The 22,977-nt window shown below is 64.5% G+C and carries 25 protein-coding genes; 9 read left to right on the top strand and 16 right to left on the bottom strand.

All coding sequences use genetic code 11. The features are described from left to right. Window positions 1-25 precede the first annotated feature (25 nt). From CLV47_RS03970 to CLV47_RS03950, 5 genes are all read right to left on the bottom strand, one after another. The gene (locus CLV47_RS03970) at window positions 26-466 is read right to left on the bottom strand and encodes a VOC family protein (RefSeq protein WP_106347695.1); all 441 of its coding nucleotides are present in this window, start codon (window positions 464-466) and stop codon (window positions 26-28) included. Window positions 467-519: 53 nt separating this feature from the next. Further along, window positions 520-831: a DUF2469 domain-containing protein gene (locus CLV47_RS03965; RefSeq protein ID WP_106347694.1), complete on the bottom strand. Its 312-nt coding sequence runs from the start codon at window positions 829-831 to the stop codon at window positions 520-522. Further along, entirely contained in the window at window positions 828-1,553 is a 726-nt protein-coding gene (locus tag CLV47_RS03960) for a ribonuclease HII (protein ID WP_202862371.1), read from the bottom strand. The genes CLV47_RS03965 and CLV47_RS03960 overlap by 4 nt, the downstream gene beginning before the upstream one ends. Then, window positions 1,550-2,596 (bottom strand): signal peptidase I, encoded by a 1,047-nt coding sequence (gene lepB, locus CLV47_RS03955; RefSeq protein WP_106347693.1) that lies wholly within the window; start codon window positions 2,594-2,596, stop codon window positions 1,550-1,552. Before lepB ends, CLV47_RS03960 begins: the two co-directional genes overlap by 4 nt. A 451-nt stretch (window positions 2,597-3,047) precedes the next feature. Further along, window positions 3,048-3,557, bottom strand: coding sequence for a DUF6518 family protein (locus tag CLV47_RS03950; RefSeq protein WP_106347692.1), 510 nt, complete (start codon window positions 3,555-3,557; stop codon window positions 3,048-3,050). A 481-nt stretch (window positions 3,558-4,038) separates the two neighbouring features. Here CLV47_RS03950 and CLV47_RS03945 point away from each other — a divergent pair, with 481 nt between their 5' ends. From CLV47_RS03945 to CLV47_RS03935, 3 genes are all read left to right on the top strand, one after another. Continuing rightward, window positions 4,039-4,383 (top strand): PadR family transcriptional regulator, encoded by a 345-nt coding sequence (locus CLV47_RS03945; RefSeq protein ID WP_106347691.1) that lies wholly within the window; start codon window positions 4,039-4,041, stop codon window positions 4,381-4,383. After that, window positions 4,380-5,405, top strand: coding sequence for a hypothetical protein (locus tag CLV47_RS03940; RefSeq protein ID WP_106347690.1), 1,026 nt, complete (start codon window positions 4,380-4,382; stop codon window positions 5,403-5,405). Before CLV47_RS03945 ends, CLV47_RS03940 begins: the two co-directional genes overlap by 4 nt. 152 nt (window positions 5,406-5,557) lie before the next feature. Beyond that, the gene (locus tag CLV47_RS03935; protein WP_146135271.1) at window positions 5,558-6,253 is read left to right on the top strand and encodes a hypothetical protein; all 696 of its coding nucleotides are present in this window, start codon (window positions 5,558-5,560) and stop codon (window positions 6,251-6,253) included. A gap of 516 nt (window positions 6,254-6,769) precedes the next feature. On the opposite strand, the gene rplS is transcribed toward CLV47_RS03935, so the two are convergent. From rplS to ffh, 8 genes are all read right to left on the bottom strand, one after another. Further along, on the bottom strand, window positions 6,770-7,117 hold the full coding sequence (gene rplS / locus CLV47_RS03930) for a 50S ribosomal protein L19 (protein WP_106347688.1): 348 nt from the start codon (window positions 7,115-7,117) through the stop codon (window positions 6,770-6,772). A 270-nt stretch (window positions 7,118-7,387) separates the two neighbouring features. Further along, window positions 7,388-8,143, bottom strand: coding sequence for a tRNA (guanosine(37)-N1)-methyltransferase TrmD (trmD, locus tag CLV47_RS03925; protein WP_238145211.1), 756 nt, complete (start codon window positions 8,141-8,143; stop codon window positions 7,388-7,390). Beyond that, entirely contained in the window at window positions 8,140-8,691 is a 552-nt protein-coding gene (rimM, locus tag CLV47_RS03920) for a ribosome maturation factor RimM (protein WP_106347911.1), read from the bottom strand. Before rimM ends, trmD begins: the two co-directional genes overlap by 4 nt. A 175-nt stretch (window positions 8,692-8,866) precedes the next feature. Continuing rightward, a complete protein-coding gene (locus CLV47_RS03915; RefSeq protein ID WP_106347687.1) occupies window positions 8,867-9,100 on the bottom strand; it encodes an RNA-binding protein in 234 nt (77 codons plus the stop codon). Beyond that, window positions 9,100-9,576, bottom strand: a complete 477-nt coding sequence (rpsP, locus tag CLV47_RS03910; protein ID WP_106347910.1) for a 30S ribosomal protein S16 — start codon at window positions 9,574-9,576, stop codon at window positions 9,100-9,102. Before rpsP ends, CLV47_RS03915 begins: the two co-directional genes overlap by 1 nt. 195 nt (window positions 9,577-9,771) lie before the next feature. Then, window positions 9,772-11,184 (bottom strand): proline--tRNA ligase, encoded by a 1,413-nt coding sequence (gene proS / locus CLV47_RS03905; protein ID WP_106347909.1) that lies wholly within the window; start codon window positions 11,182-11,184, stop codon window positions 9,772-9,774. Between the two features lie 25 nt (window positions 11,185-11,209). After that, a complete protein-coding gene (locus CLV47_RS03900; RefSeq protein WP_106347686.1) occupies window positions 11,210-12,298 on the bottom strand; it encodes an amidohydrolase family protein in 1,089 nt (362 codons plus the stop codon). A gap of 7 nt (window positions 12,299-12,305) precedes the next feature. Beyond that, entirely contained in the window at window positions 12,306-13,829 is a 1,524-nt protein-coding gene (gene ffh, locus CLV47_RS03895; protein WP_106347685.1) for a signal recognition particle protein, read from the bottom strand. A gap of 217 nt (window positions 13,830-14,046) precedes the next feature. Here ffh and CLV47_RS03890 point away from each other — a divergent pair, with 217 nt between their 5' ends. Together CLV47_RS03890 and CLV47_RS03885 are read left to right on the top strand one after the other, a co-directional pair. After that, window positions 14,047-16,158 (top strand): elongation factor G-like protein EF-G2, encoded by a 2,112-nt coding sequence (locus CLV47_RS03890; RefSeq protein ID WP_106347684.1) that lies wholly within the window; start codon window positions 14,047-14,049, stop codon window positions 16,156-16,158. A 68-nt stretch (window positions 16,159-16,226) separates the two neighbouring features. Beyond that, window positions 16,227-17,117, top strand: coding sequence for a hypothetical protein (locus CLV47_RS03885; RefSeq protein ID WP_106347683.1), 891 nt, complete (start codon window positions 16,227-16,229; stop codon window positions 17,115-17,117). A 7-nt stretch (window positions 17,118-17,124) separates the two neighbouring features. Here the strand turns inward: CLV47_RS03885 and CLV47_RS03880 are convergent, their stop codons facing one another. Together CLV47_RS03880 and CLV47_RS03875 are read right to left on the bottom strand one after the other, a co-directional pair. Further along, window positions 17,125-17,937, bottom strand: coding sequence for a DsbA family protein (locus CLV47_RS03880; RefSeq protein WP_170110947.1), 813 nt, complete (start codon window positions 17,935-17,937; stop codon window positions 17,125-17,127). Next, window positions 17,882-18,469: a MauE/DoxX family redox-associated membrane protein gene (locus tag CLV47_RS03875; RefSeq protein ID WP_106347681.1), complete on the bottom strand. Its 588-nt coding sequence runs from the start codon at window positions 18,467-18,469 to the stop codon at window positions 17,882-17,884. The genes CLV47_RS03880 and CLV47_RS03875 overlap by 56 nt, the downstream gene beginning before the upstream one ends. Before the next feature lie 227 nt (window positions 18,470-18,696). Between CLV47_RS03875 and CLV47_RS03870 the strand changes: the two genes are divergently transcribed. From CLV47_RS03870 to CLV47_RS03860, 4 genes are read left to right on the top strand one after another with little or no spacing between them, the layout of a single operon-like run. Next, entirely contained in the window at window positions 18,697-19,437 is a 741-nt protein-coding gene (locus CLV47_RS03870) for an energy-coupling factor ABC transporter permease (protein ID WP_202862370.1), read from the top strand. After that, window positions 19,434-19,775, top strand: coding sequence for a PDGLE domain-containing protein (locus tag CLV47_RS22300; RefSeq protein WP_202862369.1), 342 nt, complete (start codon window positions 19,434-19,436; stop codon window positions 19,773-19,775). The genes CLV47_RS03870 and CLV47_RS22300 overlap by 4 nt, the downstream gene beginning before the upstream one ends. A 6-nt stretch (window positions 19,776-19,781) precedes the next feature. After that, window positions 19,782-20,555, top strand: coding sequence for a cobalt ECF transporter T component CbiQ (gene cbiQ, locus CLV47_RS03865; protein ID WP_106347680.1), 774 nt, complete (start codon window positions 19,782-19,784; stop codon window positions 20,553-20,555). Beyond that, window positions 20,537-21,304 carry an energy-coupling factor ABC transporter ATP-binding protein gene (locus tag CLV47_RS03860; RefSeq protein WP_238145209.1) on the top strand — a complete coding sequence of 256 codons (768 nt, stop codon included), beginning with the start codon at window positions 20,537-20,539 and terminating at the stop codon, window positions 21,302-21,304. Before cbiQ ends, CLV47_RS03860 begins: the two co-directional genes overlap by 19 nt. Window positions 21,305-21,583: 279 nt before the next feature. Here CLV47_RS03860 and ftsY read toward each other — a convergent pair whose 3' ends face one another. Continuing rightward, complete coding sequence (gene ftsY, locus CLV47_RS03855; RefSeq protein WP_106347678.1) at window positions 21,584-22,906, bottom strand: signal recognition particle-docking protein FtsY; 1,323 nt, start codon at window positions 22,904-22,906, stop codon at window positions 21,584-21,586. Between the last annotated feature and the right edge of the window lie 71 nt (window positions 22,907-22,977).

Here is a 22,977-nt window from a genome sequence, read left to right as displayed (position 1 = left end):
CCCACTTGTGGGTAACTGAGCGGCGTTAGCCGAGCTGCTCGAACAGCGACACGATGATTCCCTCGGGCCCGCGTACATAGGCCATCCGCACGCTGTTCTCGTATTCACCGATGCCACCGACGAGCCGGTATCCGTTTGCAGCGACCGCATCGACGGCGGCCTGAAGGTCGCCGACCTCGAAGGACACGTTGCGCATCCCCAGCTCGTTGGCCATCGCGGCGGGCGATCCGGGCACGTGGTCGGGCTTTACGAAGCTCGACAGTTCGAGCCGTGCACCGTCGCCGGGCGAGCGCAACATCGCGATCTCGCAGTGCGCGCCCGGGATGCCGCAGACAGTCTCGACGAATTCGCCCTCGACAGATCCGGTGCCCTCGACTTCGAGACCCAGTCCGACGAAGAACGCCGTCGCCTCGTCAAGGTCCGCGACGGTGATGCCGACGTGGTCGAAACGTTTGACGTGTGTCATTCGATCCATTCTTCGCTTGCGAGGAAGGCAACACGCCCCGGTGGGTGACCGGACTAGGAGTTGCCGGGTACCTCGAGGTCGGGTTTGTCGAGCTCTTCGACATTGACATCCTTGAACGTCACGACTCGCACGTTTTTGACGAACCGGGCGGGCCGGTGGATATCCCAGACCCAAGCGTCGGACAGTCGCAGCTCGAAGTAGACCTCGCCGCCGGCGTTACGCACTTGGAGGTCGACCGAATTAGCGAGGTAGAATCGACGCTCGGTCTCTACGACGTAGCTGAACTGGCGAGCGATGTCTTTGTACTCACGGTAGAGCTGCAGTTCCAGCTCGGTCTCGTATCGCTCTAAGTCTTCGGCACTCATGGTCGGTGACCTCCTTCAGCGGCCAGTCTCTCATTGCCGCGCCCGGCTAATTCGCTGACCCGCCGTACATTGGCGTAGGTCATCCGATGCTCGGCGCAGGGGCCGTGTGCGGCAAGGGCCGCCTGATGCTCGGGAGTGCTGTATCCCTTGTGTACGGCGAACCCGTACGCCGGGTAGTGCTCGTCTAACTGGGTCATGACCCGATCGCGAGTGACCTTCGCCAGGATGCTGGCGGCGGCAATGCACGAGGCGACCCGGTCGCCCTTCCAGACCGCGAGTGCGGGACCCGGAAGGCCGTCGACCGGAAATCCGTCGGTCAGGATGTACGCCGGAGTGGGGGTGAGCGCGGTGATCGCGCGCCGCATCGCCTGAATGTTGGCTACGTGCAGCCTGATCCGGTCGACCTGCGGCGCCGGGATCTGCACCACGCTCCAGGCGATCGCGCGATCCACGATCTTGGCGTAGAGGTCTTCGCGGACTTTCTCGGTGAGGAGTTTCGAGTCGTTGAGGCCCGGGATCTGCCCGCGCCGGCCGGACGGCAGGATGCATGCGGCGGCGACCAGAGGCCCCGCGCACGCGCCGCGGCCGGCTTCATCGGCGCCCGCGATGTGCACGAACCCGGCCCGTGTCAACGCGGACTCCATCGTGCCGAGCGATTCGCTGCGGCGTACGACGATACGTTCGGGCTGCAGCACCGTCGGAAGGGCAAGGTTGGGCGTCATCGCCCTCGTACTCTACGTCGCCGGCGCGAACCCAAAGCACCGCGGCGTACCTCGCGGGCCACCGAGAACGGCGCGATCAGCAGGACCGCCAGCAACGGGGTTTGGACGGCGATCCCGGAGGCCGGCGGGTTCGTGGGGTACGGCTCGAGAGCGGCAACCTTAGTGTTCGGCGCCGACAACCAGTGGAACCGGTCCAGCGGCCACACGATTAGGAACGCGCGGCCGATCACCGAACTGACCGCGATCGTCCCTTGGTACTGGTCATTGAGGTGGTAGCGCGAGTCGGCCGAACCGTTGCGGTGGTCGCCCATCACGAACAGTCGGCCCTTCGGTACCTTCACCGGTCCGAACTGCTGCTCCTTGTAGGTGCTCACGTCCGCGTTGCCAGGTACGGCGTCCGGAGAGATGTAAATATAAGTCTCGTTCAGCGGCACGCCGTCCACGGTCACTCGATCTTGTGCGTCGCAGCACTGCACGGTCTGGCCACCGACCGCGATGACCCGCTTGACGAAGTCCTTCTCGTCCGGTGGTGCCGCGCCAACCGCGCGCAGTACCCACGTCCACGCCTGGCCGAAGACGTTGGCCGGCTCGTTGTACTTAAACTCCGGCGCCCAGTCTTTGTCGCCCTTGAACACGACAATGTCGCCGGGCTGAGGATCGCTGAACCAGTAGCTCATCTTGTTGACCAGGATCTTGTCGCCCGCGCATCCAGGGCAACCGTGCAACGTCTGCTCCATCGAGCCGGACGGGATGAAGAACGGCTGCACGATGAAGGTCTTGAGCAGTAGCGCTACGACGAAGGCGATCGCCAGCAAGAGCGGCAATTCTTTGAGCCACTGGGCAAAACCGTGCCGATGGCGCTGGTCGTCGTCGGCCCGGTCGCTTGAGTCCGTCAGATCGGCGTCGGGCGAGCCCGATTCGTCAGTTGTCGATTCCTGGGCAGCAACCGGATCCCCGACTTGCGGGCGCGGATCATCCGCGTTGCTGTCACGGTTGTCGCCCTGGTCGTCGGAGGCATCGTCACTCCGGGTACGTTCGGTCATCGTGTCTTAGCCTAGGTCAGCGCACGCTCTTTAGCGGTGAAGGACCTCGTCGTACACCGTGGTGATATTCCAGCACCTATCGAACGGGCGAATCGCGCGCGCCCTCGTGTGCCGCCGACGGTGCGACTCTGCGCGCAACGCCGTGAATACGCGGCAACGTACCCACGCCAGACCCGGGCCCACACGGCTCGTAAGGCGGTGTCCGCAGCGATCGTTGCGCGGCCGTCGAGACTGTATTGATGCGTGGGGCGCCCGGCTTATTACACAGCAACGCCGGATTGCCGGCCGCGGTGCCGCCAACGTCCACGATATATTTCCAGTGTTGGAAGCGGTGTCCCGAGCCCGATGTGCGGACTACTGACGTAGCCGCCATAACGGGAGATCATCCGTCCGACCCGAGCCTGATCGAGCGCGGATGACAGGCTCGGGTCAGCGAAAGCCTCGCTCAGGATCACAGACTGCCAGTGATCAAGAGTTGCTCGATGGCGTCCGGCGCAGAGACCAGCCCGTAGCCGATCAGGGCGGTCGGCACGGCCCAGGCCGCGATCGCTGACAGGTGGCGGGGCGTCCGGACGGCCACCGCGAGAACTGCGATGACCGCCAGGACGGCAAAGCCGATCACCACCTGCCCCTCGGCCGGATAGTTGTCGGTGCGGCGGTAGGCGTCGGCGGCCAACAGGCCAACGGCGACCGCTGCGGCAATAGCGCCGCGGCGGCCATCGGCGCCAATGTCAGCGAAGATAGCGCCGAGAATCGCGCCGACAATCACCGCCAGCACATCCCACTCGGCGAGCTGCACTATGTTCAGCGAGTACGGCATATCCGGGCAGCGGATGCCGCACATGACCTTCTTCCCGACATAGAATGCCAAAACGGCGGCCAGCAGCGCCAGACAAGAGGCCGCTACTGCCGACCGGCGCAGCTGGCGGGCACTGACCAGCGCGACGGTGAGGATCCACAACCCGAAGGTGTGCGAGAGCGGCCGGAAGAAACCGCCTTAATAGGCCCAGGCCGCGAAACCACCAGTCAGCACTCCGGCCAGGATCCCGGCCACCAAGCGCAACCGCGCCGCCGCAGACCACGGGTGACGTAACCGTTGTCGGAAGTGATCGTCCATGCGCCTCCTCGTCCAACCACGCAGGCTATAGCCAAGTATCAGGGTCCAACCAGCCAAGAATCCTGTCACAGCAAGGCGCCGACCGTCTCAACATGATTCGCGCCGTGCTCAACGATCGCGGCGCCCGAATTTGGGACCAGCGTACAGATCCGGTAAGTCAATGATCGGCGACCGCAACAGGAATTACTCAGTCTCGAACATCGTTACGCTGCAGCTCAGGCGGCCGCTCGGTGATGCCACGATCGTGCTCATCGATGCGCGAGGAGTGCGTGGTCGTCGCTCTCCGCACACTAGCATATATCGATGAACGGTATATGCTAGTTGAATGACACACTCGTCGTTACAGACATCGACCTACCTGATCCTCGCGGCACTGGCCGACCAGCCGCGGCACGGCTACGCGATCATGCGTGATGCCACAGAGCTATCTGGTGGCGCGGTGAAGATCCGGGCCGGCACCTTGTATGCGGCGCTGGACCGTCTGACGAACGAAGGGCTGGTGGTCGTCGACCACGAAGAGGTAATCGAGTCGCGGTTGCGTCGCTACTACCGGCTCACCGCTACCGGCGTGGCGGTGCTGACTGAAGAAACGGCGGCGCGGGCCGCGATGGCGCGCGCCACGGGGCGGCGACTTCGCGGACTGAACGCGCACGGGGCGCAGGCACGATGAACGCAACCGAGCCCACGCGACTGGTGGAGGAGCATATCGTCCGGCGTTATCAGCGACTACTGCGCGCGTATCCGCGGTCTTGGCGACAGTTCCGCGAAACGGAGATGCTCGGCATGCTGGTGGAGTCACTGGCCGCGGGCGTCAGGTGGACGTTCGCCGATGCGGCGAATCTCGTCATGCACGGAGTGTTGATGCGGGCGCGGGCGTATGGTTCGGCGGTGACCGATCGGGCCCGGGACGGCGCTCGCCTGGGTAAGGCGGCGACGGCCAGCCTGGTGCCGCACGCCCTCATGTCGGCGCTGGCACTGCTGGCGGTCAGTATCCTCATGGCCTTCACCGGGGCTCGGGTGCCATCGGCGCGGTATGTCGGTATCACACAGGTACTCACCTCCTCCGCCTCGTATGACGGTGGCACGTCCATACCGATCGCGGAACTAGCGGTCAGTGCCTGCGTCCTGGGCGCGGTCGGGTTGAGGATGATGCGCCTACGCGTGGCGCCCGCGGTGTGCTGTGCCGCGGGTGGGGTTCTCGCAATCGGGGCATGGCTGGCCGGGCAGTCGGCCGTGGGTGTGGTGGTCGCCGCGTTTTGCGTGCTGGCCGGGATCGGTGTCCTCAGCTCCGCGCCCGCGCGGCGCAGCCGCGGGGCGTGGGTGTTCCTGCTGCTGATCGGTGCCGCCCTTGCTCATCATGCGGGCTTGTTCGGAACGCGGGTGGAGGTCTCGGTACTGAACTGGCTGGTCCCGGCTGGCGATGGCATAGTGGCGGCGGTCATGATCCTGGGTGCGGCGGTGCTGATTGGTGGCGCCGCCTCCCGCAGGGTCGCGGTCGTGAGTGTCGGGCTGCTCGCGATCGGCTGGTACGCCGCGTTACCGGCGCTATTTGTCTCGGTGTACCCGCCCGCGGTGATCGCTCAGATACTGGGCAACGGCGCCGTGGCGATAGGTGCGGTCGTCGTTGTGGCGATACTCGTCGGTGGCCCGCGTCTCGGTGCCTCGCCACCTCATGAAGCGGCGGCGAGATGAGGGCGCGGGCGGTGTGGGGCCGCGTGAACTGGGCGTGTGCGGCAGCGGCGAATTACGCGCTGCTGCTGGTGTCCGTGGTGATTGCAGGATCGCTGTATGTCGGTGTGACTGCCCGCGCGCCGCGGAACGCCAGCGTCAGTACACTCAACCCGGTGACCGGGCAGGTAGATGTCAGGTTCATTCACCCGCACGCGACGATCTGGACGATTCTCGCCGCGGTCGCGGTTTCGCTGACGGTGCTGGCAGCCGCGTGGCGGGGACACCGACGGCTGGTCGTGCTGCTGGCGCTCGGATCGGCTGTCCCGCTCGCGTTTTTAGCGGCTCGTCAGCTCTACCGGCCACTCGGCTCATTCACCTGGACGGTGCCGCTGGCGCCGACGGCGCTGCTGCTGGTGGGCTTGTTAGTGCTGGTGGGGATCGGTTATCACCGCGGTGAGGTCCGTCGCCTCGCGCTGGGGCCGGCACTCATTTTTATTGCCGGCGCCACCGTCACGTGGTTGTGGCATACCGGTGCGCTCACCGGAAGATCGCCGAATGTTCCGGTGCTCGCGTGGATACCTGGAGGGCCGTTGACTGTCTTGCTGATGGTCGCTGGCGCTCTTGCGCTGGTCAGGTCGACCGACCGGCGTCAGGCGGTAGCCGGGCTGCTGCTAGTCGGCGGGGTTTGGGTCTGCGTGGTCATCACCAATGGGCTGATATCTGCGCCGTTTCTTTCGGTGGACCAGGTTGTCGGACCGGCGCTCAACGTCCTCGTCTTCGTGCTTGTTTTCTGGGCCGGTTTCGCCGTGGCATCCCGTCATCGCACTCGCGGTGTGCCGGAACGGGCAGTCGCTTCGTTCGGCAATTAGACGTGCCGAACGGAAACCGCCCGTGCAGCACTGTTCGCTGTGGTTACCGGCCTGCTCATCCTGTGAGCACTCCGTGGTCCCCGCTGGCCGCTCGGGTTTTGGATCGCTAGCTAGCGGCCCAGTGCGATCTGATCGGTCCGCAATCGGACACCCCAATCATCGAGCAGTCCATATTGGGTCCACACGCACCGTTGCGATTCACGCCGTCCAACCATGTCTGGACCCGAGGACCCATCACGCTCCCAGACGCGCCGCCCATTCATAAATCGCTAGCCGGGAGCGGCGGACCTACGTTTTCTGCCTCGACCAATCCCCCAGTACCTGGACGTCGCGTACGGTCGCCGTTCATCGCGCCGAACTTCTCCCACGCGCGTTGACCAAACGCTAGATCTGCCGTCGACTGAACCAAAGCTTCGAACCGGACACGCTATTACCGGCGAGCGGACGGCAAACGCAAAACGCACGCCGCCCAGGCCCGGATGGACCGTGGGACAAGCGTGCGTGGAGCGGGACGCGCTACTTGAAGCGGCGTTCTTTGATCTTGGCTGCCTTGCCGCGAAGGTTGCGCAGGTAGTAGAGCTTGGCGCGACGGACGTCACCGCGGGTCATGACCTCGATGGCCTCGATGACCGGGGTGTGCACCGGGAAGGTGCGCTCGACGCCAACGCCAGAGCTGATCTTGCGGACGGTGAACGTTTCACGTGCGCCCGCACCGTGGCGGCGAATGACAACGCCCTGGAAGTCCTGGATACGCGAGCGGGTGCCTTCGACGACCTTCACCCGCACCTTGACCGTGTCACCGGGGCGGAACGCCGGGATGTCTTCGCGGAGGGTGTCCGCGTCAATGGAGTCAAGCACGTTCATGGCTAGGTCGCTTCCTTCAGTCATCTGCCCCGGGCCGGCTGGTCGCGCCCGGTGCCTTATGTACGTTGTTCGGTCAAGCTACGCCCACCGTTGGCAGCGTCGTACCGCGCTGCGGTGGCAAGTTGTGGGTGTCGCCGCGCGTGCCGGAATCGACGGATTCCTAAATGGGCAACCCGTTAATTGTGCACTATCGCGACTTCCATTGGTAGCGCGGGGTGGTTCTTGCCCACGTGATGTTGCTCAACGTCGAGCAGATCTCGCGCGACGATGCTACGACCCGGTGTCCGGATCCAATATCTCACGGTCCCGGCGGTCCAACTGCCCGGGTGCGATCTTGTCTAAAAGGTCGGGGCGTCGTACAGCGGTACGACGCAGCGATTCGTCCCGACGCCACCGGGAGATCGCCGCGTGGTTGCCCGAGCGCAAGACGGCCGGCACGTCAAGGTCGCGCCAGCTCTCGGGTCTGGTGTACGACGGTCCTTCCAGCAGCCCGTTGGAGTGCGAGTCGTCGACCGCCGACTCCGAGTTGCCGAGTACGCCGGGGAGCAAGCGGGCGATCGCCTCGATCATGACAAGTGTGGCCACTTCCCCACCGGCCAGGACATAGTCGCCAATGCTCAGCTCGCGGACGGTGACCTTGCGCGCCGCGTCGTCGACTACGCGCTGGTCGATGCCCTCGTAACGGCCGCACGCGAACACGAGGTGCGACTCTGCCGCCAACTCGTGCGCGACGGACTGGTCGAACAACCGACCTGCCGGCGTCGGCACTATCAGCGTCGCGTCAGCAGTGAGGATCTCGTCGAGCGCGTCGCCCCAGATCGTCGGTCTCATCACCATGCCCGGGCCACCGCCGTACGGCGAGTCATCGACCGAATGATGGACGTCGTGCGTCCAACGTCGAAGATCGTGTACGCCGAATGAGATCTGGCCGCGCTCGATGGCCTTACCCACCAGCGACTCATGTACGGGCGCGAGATACCCAGGGAAGACCGTGATGACATCGAGGCGCAGCGACGGGTCGTTCACAGGTCGAGCAGCCCGTCAGGCGGGTCGAGGTAGATCACCCGGGCCGCCCGGTCGACAGTGGGCACGATCGCACGAACGAACGGGATCAGCAGCTCGCGGCGCCCGTGGGAGCCGGCCGGTTTGATCACCAACGTGTCGCCTCCGGATCCGTGCACTACGTCGATCACGACACCAACGACGAGCTCGGACGCGGACTCGGTGTCAGAATCGGTTTCGGACTCGGAAATGACTGCACGCATTCCGACCAGCTCGTGGTCGTAGTACTCGTCGTCATCGTCGATCGCCGGCAGGTCGTCGGTGTCGACCACGAGCATGGTCCCCTGGTACTTCTCGGCGGCAGTACGGTCGGCGACCTCCTTGAAGCCGACGACGAGACGCCCCGACGCGAATCGCATCGAGGTAACCGTCAACGGTCCCCGTTCGGGTGGGTCGGTCACGATCACCGATCCAATGGCGAACCGGTCCTCCGGTTCGTCAGTGCGCAAAGAGACGTTGACCTCGCCACGGATGCCGTGCGCCTTTCCGATCCGCCCGACGACCAACTGCATGCAGACCTCCACGACGTCAATGATGAGAGACCCATCCTAAGCAGGCACTCCCGGCCTTTCACACCCAGAACGCGCGCACGATGCGGACCGCTCGTTCGGGTGCCGGAAAACAGTTGTGGGCAGGCAGATCGAAAGCTCGATCCACCTGCCCACAATCTGGCAGAGCAGTGAGTTGTTACTCGTCGACGTCGACCACGTCGACGCGAATACCCTTGCCGCCGACGGCGGAGACAACCTGACGGAGTGACTTGGCCGTGCGACCGCTGCGGCCGATGACCTTACCCAGATCATCGGGATGCACCCGGACCTCAAGGACCCGACCGCGACGGGTCGTCACCATGTCGACCTGCACGTCATCGGGGTTGGCCACAATCCCGCGCACGAGGTGCGAGAGGGCCTCTTCGAGCACTACTTCTCGTCCTTGGCGGGCTCGCTCTTAGCCTCGTCGCCCTTGGCGCCATCGGCCTTAGGGGCGTCGGCCTTAGGGGCGTCGGCCTTTGGCGCCTTCTTCTTCTTCGGCGTCGTAGCGGTGGTGTCGGCATCGACCTGCGCACCCGCGAGAGCTGCCTCGTAGGCGGCCTTCTTGTCCGGCTTGGGCTCCCTGACCTTCATCGGCTCAGGAGCGGACTCGCCCTTGAAGGCTTGCCAGTCACCGGTCACCTTGAGGATCGCGGCGACCGCGTCGGTCGGCTGCGCGCCGACGGTCAGCCAGTACTGCGCACGCTCGGAGTCGACCTCGATGAACGACGGCTCTTCCTTGGGGTGGTACTTGCCGATCGTCTCGATCGAGCGTCCATCACGCTTCGTGCGGGCATCTGCGACGACGATGCGGTAGTACGGCGCGCGCTTTTTGCCCATACGCATGAGCTTGATTTTGGTTGCCACTTTTTTGTTACTGCTCCATCCGGAAATTCGGGTGAGTCGGCGGTGTGGCGCGTGGGGTTGCGCTGTGGCCACCAACTCGTAAATTGATTCGGGCCACGACTTCGGTAGAGGGCCGGTCGTAACGTCGAACATCAACCACGCCATTCTGCCAGACGGCCCACGCTCACCGGTAGCGGCGTGCCCGATTGCACAGCTTTAGTAGGCGCGGGCCACGACGGCCAGCGCGCCGTCCTCGTCGTCGGACTCGGGTATCTCGCCGTCTGGGCGCACGAGACAGCGCACGGTGATGGCTGATGCGGCCAGTTCCTTCTCTCCCGCGACTCCGAGCGTCGCCCACGGGATCCGCGCGAACCCGGTCGCCGCGGCCTCGGCCGCTTCCCCGATGGTCCGCACGTCGACCGTGTTGTTCTCGCGGTGCGCCAGCGCCTCGTCGTACAGCGCCTGATGATCCTCGTCGAGCGCGCGGGTCACCAAAGCGGCCGCGGACTCGAACGCGATCGGCTCTTTACCGCCGCCGATCCGGCGGGCGACGGTCACCTTGCCCTCTGCGACGTCACGAGGACCGACCTCGACGCGCACCGGAATGCCCTTGAGCTCGGCGTCGACGGCGCGTCGCCCGAACGCCGTGTCGGTGCGGTCATCGAGTTCGACCCGTACGCCGGCGGCCTTCAGGTCCGCGACGATCGCAGCGGCGGCCTCACTGACGCCGTCGCCGTCCTTGACAATCATCACGAGTACCTGGATCGGTGCGAGCCGCGGCGGTATCCGCAGGCCCGCATCGTCACCGTGCGACATGATCAGGCCACCGATCATCCGCGTCGACGTACCCCATGAGGCTGTCCAGCAGACCTCTTGCGTGCCCGACGAGGCGAGGTACTTGATGCCGAAGGCGTTGGCGAAGTTCTGGCCGAGCTCGTGCGAGGTGCCCATCTGCAACGCTTTACCGTCGCGCATCATCGCCTCTAGGGCAAGCGTGTTGATCGCGCCGGCGAATCGCTCGCTGGCCGTCTTGCGTCCGCGGATGACCGGCATCGCGAGCACGTTGACCATGAAGTCCTCGTAGACCTCGCGATGGATGTGGTGGGCGTACGCCGCGGCATCCTCGCGGGTCGCATGCGCAGTATGACCCTCTTGCCACAGAAACTCACTGGTGCGCAGGAAGATTCGCGGCCGAAGTTCCCAGCGCACGACGTTGGCCCACTGGTTCAGCAGCAGAGGCAGGTCCCGGTAGGAGTTAATCCACTTCGCCATGTACTCGCCGATGACCGTCTCAGAAGTCGGACGTACGACGATCGGTTCCTCAAGCTCTTTGCCGCCGCCGTGGGTGACGACCGCGAGTTCGGGCGCGAAACCCTCGACGTGATCGGCTTCTTTCGTCAGGTACGACTGAGGAATGAACAGCGGGAAGTAGGCATTCTTGGCTCCGGCGTCCTTGATCCGTGTATCCATCTCGGACTGCATGCGCTCCCAGATTGAGTAGCCATACGGCCGGATGACCATCGTGCCGCGGACCGGACCGTTGTCGGCCATCTCGGCCTTCGCCACGACATCTTGGTACCAGCGGGGGAAGTCTTCAGACTGCGGCGTCAGGACGCTCTTTTTTGCCATGGCGGCAATCTTACGTGCGTCGGTCTCAGTAGATCCGACCACGCAGTACGACGCAGGCCGGATCGTCGAGTACGCCGAGATCGTCGAGCGGATTGCTTGCGTAGCAAGAGAAGTTAGCCGGCGCGCCCTCCTCGACACCACGCACACCGAGCCATTCGCGCGCCCGCCAGGATGCCGCGCCCAGCGCGTCAAACGCACTTAGCCCGACGCCGTGTAGCGCCTGGACCTCTTTACCGATCGTGCCATGTGGAATTGAGCCGCCGGCGTCGGTTCCGGCGTAGATCGGCACACCGGCTTCGTATGCATTACGGATTCGGGTCGGCATCGATTCATGAAGTGCGAGCATGTGCGCGGCGTACGTCGGATACTTCGTCGCCGCAGCGGCGAACCCCGGGAAGTTGGCGATGTTGATGACGGTAGGCACCAGCGCGGTGCCGCGTTCTGCCATGGTGGCGAGGATGTCGTCGGTGATGCCGGTGCCGTGTTCGATGCAGTCGATCCCGGACTCGATAAGGTCCGGGATCGCTTCTTCGCAGAAGGTGTGCGCGGTGACCTTGGCTCCCAGTTCGTGTGCGCGCTGCATGCCGGCGGTCAGCTGTTCACGGGGCCAGAGCGGGGCCAGGTCTCCCCTACCACGGTCGATCCAGTCACCGACGATCTTGACCCAGCCGTCGCCCGCTTTGGCCTGACGCTCAACCTCGGCGGTGAAGTCCGCGGGGTCGATTTCGACCGCCATTCCGGCGATGTAGCGCTTTGGCCGACCGATATGCCGACCGGCGCGGATCACCTGCGGCATGTCGACGTCGTCGTCCATCCAGCGGGTATCCAACGCCGAACCGCAGTCGCGAAGGGTCGCGACGCCGGCGTCCCGGTCGGTCTCGGCGTGCCCACGGACCTTGGCGTCGTCGAATCCGTGTTCATCGAGGCCGACATGGCAATGCGCATCGACCAGACCCGGCACAATCCAGCCGCCGTTCAAAACGGTTTCAGCGCCAGGGACCGGTTCGAAGCTCAGCACGCCATCGGAGACGTAGATGTCGCGTTCATCATCGCCCGGCAGCAGCACGCCACGGAAGTGCAGCGGCGTGGCCGGCGTACGAGTGCGTCCGGTCATGTGTGCGCTACTCCTTAGGCAGATTGAGTTTTGACAAGTCCGGCAGCTTCATCCCGCCCGGCAGCTGCGGCATCCCACCAGGCCCACCAGGACTGCCGCCACCAAAGCCCGGGGGAAGCCCCATGCCTCCGGGGTTAGGCCGGTGCGGACGCGCGCCGCCTTTCTTACCCTTTTTGCCTTTTTTCCCCTTGGCGGGTTTAGACCGACGCTTCATCCCGGGAAGCCCGAGCCCACCGGTCATTTGCTGCATCATCTTGCGTGCCTCGAAGAACCGGTTAACCAGGTTGTTGACCTCGGCGACGGTGACCCCTGATCCTTTGGATATTCGCAGGCGGCGCGATCCGTTGATCATCTTGGGATTGGCGCGTTCCTCGGCAGTCATCGACCGGATGATCGCCGCCGTGCGGTCGATGTCACGCTCGTCAACACTCGCGAGCTGCTCCTTCATCTGACCGCCACCGGGCATCATGCCGAGGATGCTGCTCAAGGATCCCATCCGCCGGATAGCGAGCATTTGCTCGAGGAAGTCCTCGAGTGTGAACTTGTTGCCCGAGGCGACCTTGTCGGCGAGTTGCTGAGCCTCATCCTCGTCAAAGGTCTGTTGCGCTTGCTCGATCAGCGTGAGCATGTCACCCATGCCGAGGATCCGCGAGGCCATCCGCTCGGGGTGAAATACGTCGAAGTCGTCAAGCTTCTCGCCAGTGGAGGCAAACATGATCGGCTGCCCGGTCACGTGCCGCACCGACAGTGCCGCACCACCGCGTGCGTCGCCGTCCAGCTTGGACAGTACGACGCCGGTGAAACCGACCCCGTCCCGGAATGCCTGGGCCGTGTTGATGGCGTCCTGGCCGATCATCGCGTCGATAACGAACAGGATCTCGTTGGGCTGCACGGCGTCGCGGATGCCGATCGCCTGCTGCATCATCTCTTGGTCGATGCCGGTGCGCCCGGCCGTGTCGACCACGACGACGTCATGCATCGCATGCTTAGCGTTTTCGATCGAGTTGAGCGCGACCGAGACCGGATCTCCGACGCCGTTACCGGGTTCGGGTGCATAGACCTCGACGCCGGCCTGCTCGCCGACCACCTGCAGCTGGGTGACCGCGTTGGGGCGCTGCAAGTCACAAGCGACGAGCATCGGCGAGTGTCCCTGAGCCTTGAGCCACTTACCGAGCTTGCCGGCAAGTGTCGTCTTACCCGCACCTTGCAGACCGGCGAGGAGGATCACGGTCGGCGGCGTCTTGGCGAATTGCAGCCGCCGGGTCTCACCGCCGAGGATATTGACCAGTTCCTCGTTGACTATCTTGATGACCTGCTGGGCCGGATTAAGCGCCTTGGAGACCTCGGCGCCCTTCGAACGTTCCTTGACCGATGCGATGAACGCCTTCACGACAGGCAGCGCCACATCGGCCTCGAGCAGCGCGATCCGGATCTCCCGCGCGGTCGCGTCGATGTCGGCGTCGGTCAGGCGGCCCTTGCTACGAAGACCGGAGAATACGTTCTCTAGCCGATCGGACAGCGTGTCAAACACGAGGCGAACTCCTTGGGGGTGTTGCGGTCAAACCTCGACGTACCCGTGCGCGGGCGTCGTACGGCACTGAACATACAGAGTAATGCGTCGACCCGACGACCGTACGGCGCTCACCGCCTGACCCTTGTCACGCCGAATTCACCTTGCGGCGATCTCAGTCGATCAGAAATCGGCACGACCCTTGCGCGATGCTCGACAAACGACGAGTGTGGGCAGCATGGGTCCGAAGGGTCCACCGCTCGATGCGGCTCCCGAAGTGACCGACCCCGCGCAACTGCGCAACGTTGTCCTGGTCGGGCCCAGCGGCGCGGGCAAGTCCGAACTGTTCGAACGCCTCATCGCGGCGACCACAGAGGGTTACCGCCGCAAAACCGTGGGCGAAAGCCGGTCGGTACAGCTCAACGTGGCCTCGGTGTCAAATGGGCAGACCGTCCTCAATGTGATTGATACGCCCGGGTACGCCGACTTCGCAGGAGAGTTGCGCGCCGGCTTACGCGCCGCCGACGCGGCACTGTTCGTTATTTCTGCCGCGGACGGCGTCGACGGACAAGCCGTCGCCCTATGGAAGGAATGCGCTGCGGTGAATATGCCGCGCGGCATCCTGATCACCAAGCTGGATGCCGCGCGCACCAGTTTCGCGGAGACTCTCGCGGTCTGTCAGGACGCATTCGGCGCCGGCGTCGTCGCCCTCTATCAGCCGTTACGCAACGAGGAAGGCGCCATAATCGGCAATTTCGAGCTCTTGTCTCGGCGGGTGCACGACTATCGCGATCGCGATCGCGAGCCGATCGTGCGTGCGGCAACCGACGCCGAATGCGAGATTATGGCCGGTCGGCGTACGGCACTGATCGAGACCGTCATCCAGGAGTCCGAGGATGACACGTTGCTTGAGCGCTATCTCGCGGGCAGCGAACCGGACGCTGCCGTGCTCATCGCCGATCTGCTGATCGCGATCGCGCATGGCACGTGCTTTCCGGTGGTGCCGTCGGCCAGCGAGCGCGTCGGCACACACGAAGTGCTCTTTCTGATGGAGTCGGGTTTCCCGCCACCGACTCTTCATGGCCCACCCAATGTGATCGGGCTCTACGGCTCGGCAGTCCCCCAGTTGCGCTGCGACCCTGATGGGCCACTGATCGCCGAGGTCATCCGCACGACGAGCGACCCGTTCGTCGGCAGGGTCAGCCTGATACGCGTCTTCAGCGGTACGCTGCGCCCCGATGTCCGGGTCCACGTCTCGGGCCACCTCGAACGCTTCACCGATCATCAGATCAACGGTCACCCCGATCACGACGACGATGAGCGCACGGGTGTTCTGTCCTCGCCGCTGGCCGAAACGCTGCGGACGAAGTCCGAAGCCATCTCCGGGGACATCTGTTTCGTTGCGAAGCTGCTTGGCGCTCAGACCGCAGACACCCTGAGCGACCCGGACGCACCGGCCCTCATCGAGCCATGGCAGCTGCCCGAGGCTCTTCTGCCGGTAGCGATCAGGGCGGTCAGTAAGTCAGACGACGACAAGCTTGGCAGCGCCCTACAGCGGCTGGCCACCGAAGATCCCACAATGCGTTTAGAGCGAAACACCGAGACCCACCAGCTGGTGGTGTGGACGTTGGGACAGGCGCACGTCGACCTCCTACTCGGCCGGTTGGAAGAGCGGTACGCCGTCCGAGTCGAACCCGAACCGGTGCGTGTGGCGCTGCGCGAGACGTTCGCGACCGCGACCAGCGGCACGGGCCGGCACGTCAAGCAAAGTGGTGGACACGGCCAGTTCGGCGTCTGCACGATCACTGTGGAACCTCTTCCGCGGGGCGCCGGCTTTGAGTTTGTCGACAAGATCGTCGGCGGCGCCGTACCGCGCAATCTCATACCCAGCGTCGAGAAGGGGGTGCGGGTGCAAATGCAGAAGGGGTGCCTGGCTGGCTATCCACTGGTTGACGTGCGAGTCACGCTGACCGACGGCAAGTCACATTCGGTCGACTCGAGCGACATGGCGTTTCAGCTCGCCGGCGCGCTCGCCCTCCGAGAAGCCGCCGCTCAGCCTGACGCGATCAGCCTTCTTGAGCCGGTCGACTCCGTCACGATCCGAATCGACGATGAATACGTCGGCGCCGTGATGACGGATCTGCAAACGCGCCGCGGGCGGGTACTCAGCACTGAACCCGAACCTCCCGGACACACCATCGTGCAGGCCGAGGTGCCGCAGACCGAGCTACTGCGCTATGTCATAGACCTGCGTTCGATCACACGCGGCACAGGCACCTTCACGCGTAATCCTCTCGGTTACGAGCCTTTGCCCAGTGACCTCGCTCAGCAGCAGATGTCGCGCGGATAGTTCGCATCGCGAACCACCCGCACGTATCTGACACGCAACCCGGGTTCGGCCGATAGGCTGCTCAAGACATGCAATCACCTCCTGACCCCCGCCTCAAGCGGCCGCCACTTGTCAATGTCGGCTGCGCTCTGGGAGTCATCGGGCTCGGTGCCCTCGCAATCGGGATGCTCGTCCGGTTGATCAGCGGGCACCCAAGTACGGCAACCAAGATCCTCGCCGGCGGCGGAGTGGTCCTCGCCTTACTCGCGTTATTCGGTATCGCGACCTACACCACCTTCAGATCCGCCGCCCAGTCGCGACGCATCAGCGGACGCTGGCCGATCGGTGACGCGCCCGCGGCAATAGCCGCGGTGCGGGACATCGAGTCAGTGTCAAACCCCGCGCGCGGCAAGCATCCAGAATTTCCGCGGGGCCTTGTCGTCAATGCCGTCATCGCGTTGCCGACCGGGCCACCGGGCGGCCAACTCCAACTAACGTCCGCCGGGTATGCGGTGACCAAGAGCAACCTGTGGACCAGGAACAGCCGGCTCAAAGCGCCTTCCTGGGGATACGTATGGATCAACCTCCCGCAGGCGCTGCCGACTCTGGTGCTGTCCGCTAACCTTCCTGGCGCCTCACCGGTCTCATCGGACGTCGACATCGAGAGCGGAGATTTCAACCGTCGGTTCCGGGTTACGGACTCGATGCCAGGCGCGCCTTCGACCGGTATCGATCACGCGCAATTCGCGCGCTACGCCACGGCGATCCTGCATCCTCGGGCCGTCGAAGCGGTGATGGCTACGCCAAACACCTGGATGATCGCAATCCATGGTCACCGTATCGGCGCGCAAGTATCCCCGCTCTTCGCCGGTGAGGACATCGAACGCCTCGCCTACTCACTCGGCGCGGTCGCGTCGCTCATTCCGCGCTTCGTATGGGACAGCAATGGCCGGCGGTCGCCGTACCCACCGCACCGCTGAGCGGGCTTTACTTCGCGGCCTTCGCGGCCGCGATCGCCGCGGTCAACTCGTCAAGAGTGCCCTGCTGCATCTGCTTGCCGTTGACCAGCACGGTCGGCGTGGAGTTGTAGCCATTCTTAGCAAACGCCTTCGTTGAGTTATCGATCCACGATGCTTGCTCAGACTTGTTGACGCACGTCGTGAGGGATGCCTCGTCCAAGCCGGCGGCGACGCCTATCTGAATCAGCTTCTTGTCGGTCAGCCCGGCGCTGTTCTCCTCCGGCTGGTAGGCGAACAACGCGTTTTGGAACGCCGTGAACTTGCCCTGCTGGGCGCCGCACACAACGGCGTTCCCGGCCCGACTCGAGTAGTTGGTCGACGACATCCGATTCAGGATCGCGGTCGGATGCACGTGGAGGATCACGTCTCCAGCCATGACATCCTTCTGAAGAGTGTCCTCGGCCTGCGCCTCGTATTGCTTGCACGCGGGGCACTGCATGTCGATCCACATGTCTACCGTGACCGGCGCAGCCTCATTGCCGATCACAATCGCGTCCGGGGTGACGGTGCTCTTGGGGAAGTCCGCCGGAATCGCCGCGGCGATCTTCTTCACACCGGCCTTCAGTTCGGCGACGGATTTCGCGTCGTTGGCAGCCGCGGTCTTGGCTTTATCGTTGCTCGCACGGTTGATAGCGATAATTCCGCCGATTATCACCGCTACCGCGATGACCGAAGCGACGATGATGAAGGTCGTCTGCTGGCTGCGGCGACCACCGGGCGCCGACTTACGAGCGTTGGAGACGACCCTCGTACTCGTCGGCTTCTTCGTGGTTTTCGCCATCCTTGCTTTCTCCTTCATCCTGGGTGATTTCGTTGAGGTCGTCGGAGTCGGTGCTTCTCCGGGCTAGCCAGCCGTCGATGGATAAGAATGTGCGCGGCCAGATCACCAGCCAGATCGTGGCGAGCAGCATCAGGCTGTCGCGGGCGATCTCCAACGGGTACGACGGGGCCTTGGTCATGATCAAAGTGCCGCCGAAACAGCCACACTGGGCGACGATTCCACGCGCCCAGAGCGAGCCGATCCCGATGATGAAGGCGACCAGCATCAGGGACAGCACAATGGCAGTGACACGGATGCCAATACCAAGCAGCAGGAGCACCGCAAGGGCGACCTCGAGGATCGGCAGCACGATTCCGACCACGGAGGCGACGTCGTTGGGTAGCAGTTCGTATGACTTGACGGACAGTTCGGCAATGGCCAGGTTCTCGAGCTTGGACACGCCGGCGATGAGGAACACCACGCCCATCACCACGCGCAGCAGAGTGCTGATACCCGGCTGGACGCGGCGCGACCAGACCTTTGTGTTCCTCACGTATCTATGGTCGCCCTTCAACCTGTGTAAGTTCCATGAGATCCGGTGCAGACCTCTGCGATGTGACGCGTTACCTTGTGTGTTCACCGTTATTGCAAAATAATGGCAACAAGCCGGAAGCCGCGGCCCCACCTTATGCGACAACGGCACCTTCGACCATGTAGCCCGGGCCGACCCGCCGTTACCGCTCACAGATCAACGTCCACAACCAACGCGAGGTACGCACCATGCATGTCCCCGACGGATTCATCAATGCGCCTGTATCCGTGGCGACCGGTGTCATCGCCGTCGCCGCCATCGCGGTCAGTGTCCGCGGTGCGCGACGCGAGCTCAACGAGCGTACGGCGCCGCTGGCCGGGGTCGTCGCGGCGTTCATCTTCGCGGCCCAGATGATCAACTTCCCGGTCGCGAACGGGACCAGCGGTCACTTGCTTGGCGGCGCCCTGGCCGCCGTGCTCGTCGGGCCGTATACGGGCGTGCTCTGTGTCTCCATCGTCCTACTGATGCAGGGCCTCGTGTACGCCGACGGCGGGCTGACCGCGTTGGGCACCAACATCACCGACATGGCCATCGTGACTGTCGTAGTCGGGTTCGCCGTCACCAAGTTGGTGTTGCGATTCTTACCGAAGAAGCCGCAATCGGTCGTACCTGCGGCGTTCGTCGGTGCGCTGATCTCGGTTCCGGCGGCCGCCGCCGTCTTCACCCTCATCTTCGCGATCGGCGGCGAGGTTGACATGTCTATCGGCGCCGTGTTTACCGCCATGGTTGGCGTGCACGTGCTGATCGGGATCGGTGAAGCCATCATTACCGCGCTGACCGTCGCCGCGATCGTGGCGGTGCGGCCGGACCTTGTGTACGCCGCCCGCGGGTTGAGTGCGCCGCTAGAAGTACGTCCTGCGGGTGATGCCAAATCCGCGGGGTTCAATTCCGCCGCCCGGACAGCAGCGAGCACGGAGGAGAAGAAATGATGGCGACGAAGAAGTCAGTACGCGGCGTACTCATCGGACTGTTCTTGGCGGCCATAGTCGTGGCCGGCGGCCTGAGCTACTACGCTTCCTCAAGTCCCGACGGTCTCGAGAAGGTGGCCGCCGACAAGGGCCTCAATGCCAAAGAACGCGCGCACAGCGTCGAGGACTCCCCACTAGCCGGCTACTCGGTCAAGGGCGTCGGCAGTGACCGCGCATCGGTCGGCATCGCTGGAGTCATCGGCGTCATCGCGGTCGGCGGCATAGGAGCCGGACTTTTCGTCCTCATCGGTCGTCGCCGGGCAGCGCCGGAGCGTCAAGCCACCGACATCGGCGCCTGAGCCGCCGTGGCCTCCGGACACGCGCACGCGGGATTCCTCGAACACCACTCTCGCCTGCACCAACTGGCCGCGCATCGCAAGATCGTGGCCACCGTTCTATTCGTGTTTGCGGTCGTATGCACGCCGCGGGCGATCTGGTGGCCGTACCCGATCTACGTCCTCATCCTCGCCCTAGTCGGGGTGCTCGGGTCGATTCCGTTCTGGTTCGTCGTACGACGGATGGTCATCGAAGTACCGTTCGTCATTTTTGCGTTCTTGTTGCCCGTCTTCGCCGGCGGCCCACGCGTCGACGTCCTCGGGATGTCGTTGTCCGAATCCGGCCTGGTCGCCGGCGCCGCCATTTTGCTCAAGGGCAGCATCGGCGTAATCGCGGCAATCGAGCTCGCTGCGACGACCCGACCCACGGAGCTGGTGACCGGGCTGCAGCGGCTGCGACTGCCGTCGATCATCGTCGAAATCATGTCGTTCATGCTGCGCTACGCCTCGGTGATCACCGACGACGTACGGCGAATGCGGATCGCCCGCGAGGCGCGATGCTTCGCCCCGCGCCACCTCGGTCATGCGCGCGCCGTGGCTGCCTCGGCCGGAACTCTGTTTGTGCGGACCTATGAGCGCGGCGAACGGGTGCACCTGGCGATGCTGGCGCGCGGGTACGCCGGCTCCTTGCCGACGTTCGCGGGCGACGAGCCTGCACATACTCGCCGCCGTCAATGGGCCGCGGCCCTTGCAATGCCGGCGGCGGCAATCGTTACCGTTGCGGTGTGCTGGATGACCACATGACCGACGGCGACGCGATCGCGTCCCTTCACGTGCGCGACCTCGCCTACCGATACCCGGACGGCAACCAGGCGCTGTTCGGCGTCAATCTGCGCGTCGAGCGCGGCGAACGGGTCGCGCTACTCGGGCCTAACGGCGCCGGCAAGACCACGCTGGTCATGCACCTCAACGGGATCCTGCGCGCCGGGCACGGGAGCGTCGAGATCACCGGTATGGCGGTCGCCGACGACAACCTCATGGAGATACGTCGTCGGGTAGGGATTGTGTTTCAGGATCCCGACGACCAGCTGTTCATGCCGACCGTGCGTCAGGACGTCGCATTCGGTCCGGCCAACCTCGGACTGCGTGGCGCCGTACTCGACGCACGCGTCGACGAGGCGCTCGACCTGGTAGGTATGCGCGAGTACGCCGAACGGCCGCCGCACCACCTGTCGTTCGGGCAACGGCGCCGAGTCGCGGTAGCGACGGTGCTGGCCATGCGGCCCGACATCCTCGTGCTCGACGAGCCGTCCAGCAACCTCGACCCCGCCGGCCGGCGCGAACTCGCCGAAATCGTCCGCTCGCTCGAGGTCACCATCCTCATGGTCACGCATGACCTGCCCTACGCGCTGGAACTGTGCCCCCGGGCGACGGTACTGTCCGGTGGCGTCATCGTCGCCGACGCGCCGACCCGCGAGTTGCTGGCCGACACAGAACTACTCGCCGCGCACCGGCTTGAACTACCGTTCGGCTTCGACCCCAGCCGTCTCTGACGCGCGATCCGTCACGAAAACGGACCATCCGTCACTCCGGTGCGTGCGATTTCGGTTTCGAGGCTAAACACGGGCAGCGGCACTCAAGGGTGACCTCCGCGTCCCCGACGTGCCACTCTTTGCAAATTCAGTGCATTGATCGTACATATGTGCCGATCGACAGCAAGGCTTCGTCCGCGGCGCTGCCGAACCATACATTTGTACGGAGGTGAGGACGAAGACAGACGAAGTCGCGAGTCGTGCGTTGGAACGCACGGCTCGCGGGCGCCGTACCTCTCCTTAACCGTTCGCGAGGAGACCCTCGACGAACTCGCGTGGATCGAACGGGGCGAGGTCGTCCTTGCCCTCGCCGAGTCCGACCAGTTTGACCGGTACGCCGAGCTCACGCTGCACGGAGATCACGATGCCGCCCTTGGCAGACCCGTCGAGCTTGGTCAGTACGACGCCGGTGATGTCAACGACCTCGGTGAACACCTTCGCCTGTACGACGCCGTTCTGCCCGGTCGTCGCGTCCAGCACAAGCAGCGTCTCTTCGATCGGCTTGTGTTTGGCGATCACACGGCCGACCTTGCCCAGCTCGTCCATGAGTCCGATCTTCGTGTGGAGCCGGCCGGCTGTGTCGATCAGCACGGTGTCGACGTTGCGGCTGATGCCTTCTTTGACCGCGTCGAACGCTACCGAGGCGGGGTCGGCTTGCTCCGGGCCGCGGATTACGTCGACTCCGACCCGCTCTCCCCAGGTCTGCAACTGGTCGGCGGCGGCGGCTCGGAAGGTGTCCGCCGCGCCCATCAGGACCGTGTTGCCATCGCCGACAAGTACTCGAGCGAGCTTGCCGCACGTCGTCGTCTTACCGGTGCCGTTGACGCCGACGACCATCACGATCGCGGGCTTCCCGTCGGTCGACTTGCTGCGGACGGTGCGATCCATCTCGGGGCTCAGCGCCTCGACGAGCTCGTCGGCGAGCAGATTGCGTAGCTGGTCCGGGGACGCCGTACCTAAGACCTTGGACTTCGTGCGCAGCTGTTCAACGATGTGCGTGGTCGCGGCGACGCCGACGTCCGCCTGCAGCAGGTTGTCCTCGAGATCTTCCCAGTCGTCCTCGTCGAGCTGTTCCTTGCTGATGACTGCGAGCAGTCCGCGTCCGAACGCGGAGTTGGACCGCGCGAGTCGGTCGCGCAGGCGGCCCATGCGCTTCTTCGTCGACGGCGGCTGTTCGAGCTCGACCAGCTCGGCGGGACTGTCCGGTACGACGATGTCCTCGACCGGTTCCGCCGATGTCGGGATTGCCGAAGAAGGTGGTGCGGTTGTGTCGGTGTCGGTGGGAGCGCTCGTCGTACCGTCGACCGTCGTATCACCAGAGGGCTTCTCGCCGGTCGGCGCATTCGCGGCGTCGTCCGCGGGCGGCGTCTCGACCGAAGGTTTCGGGAGCGTCGCAGTCGCCGTTGCCGATCTAGCGTTTGGTTCCGCCTCGTCGCTGCGTCCCTTAACCTTTGCCGGGCCGTCTTCGAGCCGGGCGATTTTCTTGCCCTTGTTGATTATGAACGTCGTCGCGGCCAGCACGAGCACCACGACGACAACGATCGAGATTATGAGCCATTCCATTGCTCAATTGTCCCAGACCCGTAGACCGACCTCCGCGGGGCCGCGGGGCCTTCGGCTTCAACTCCGCGGGC

It is taken from the genome of Antricoccus suffuscus (assembly GCF_003003235.1).
GTDB lineage: Bacteria > Actinomycetota > Actinomycetes > Mycobacteriales > Antricoccaceae > Antricoccus > Antricoccus suffuscus.
This window is presented reverse-complemented; position numbering and strand designations above follow the sequence as displayed.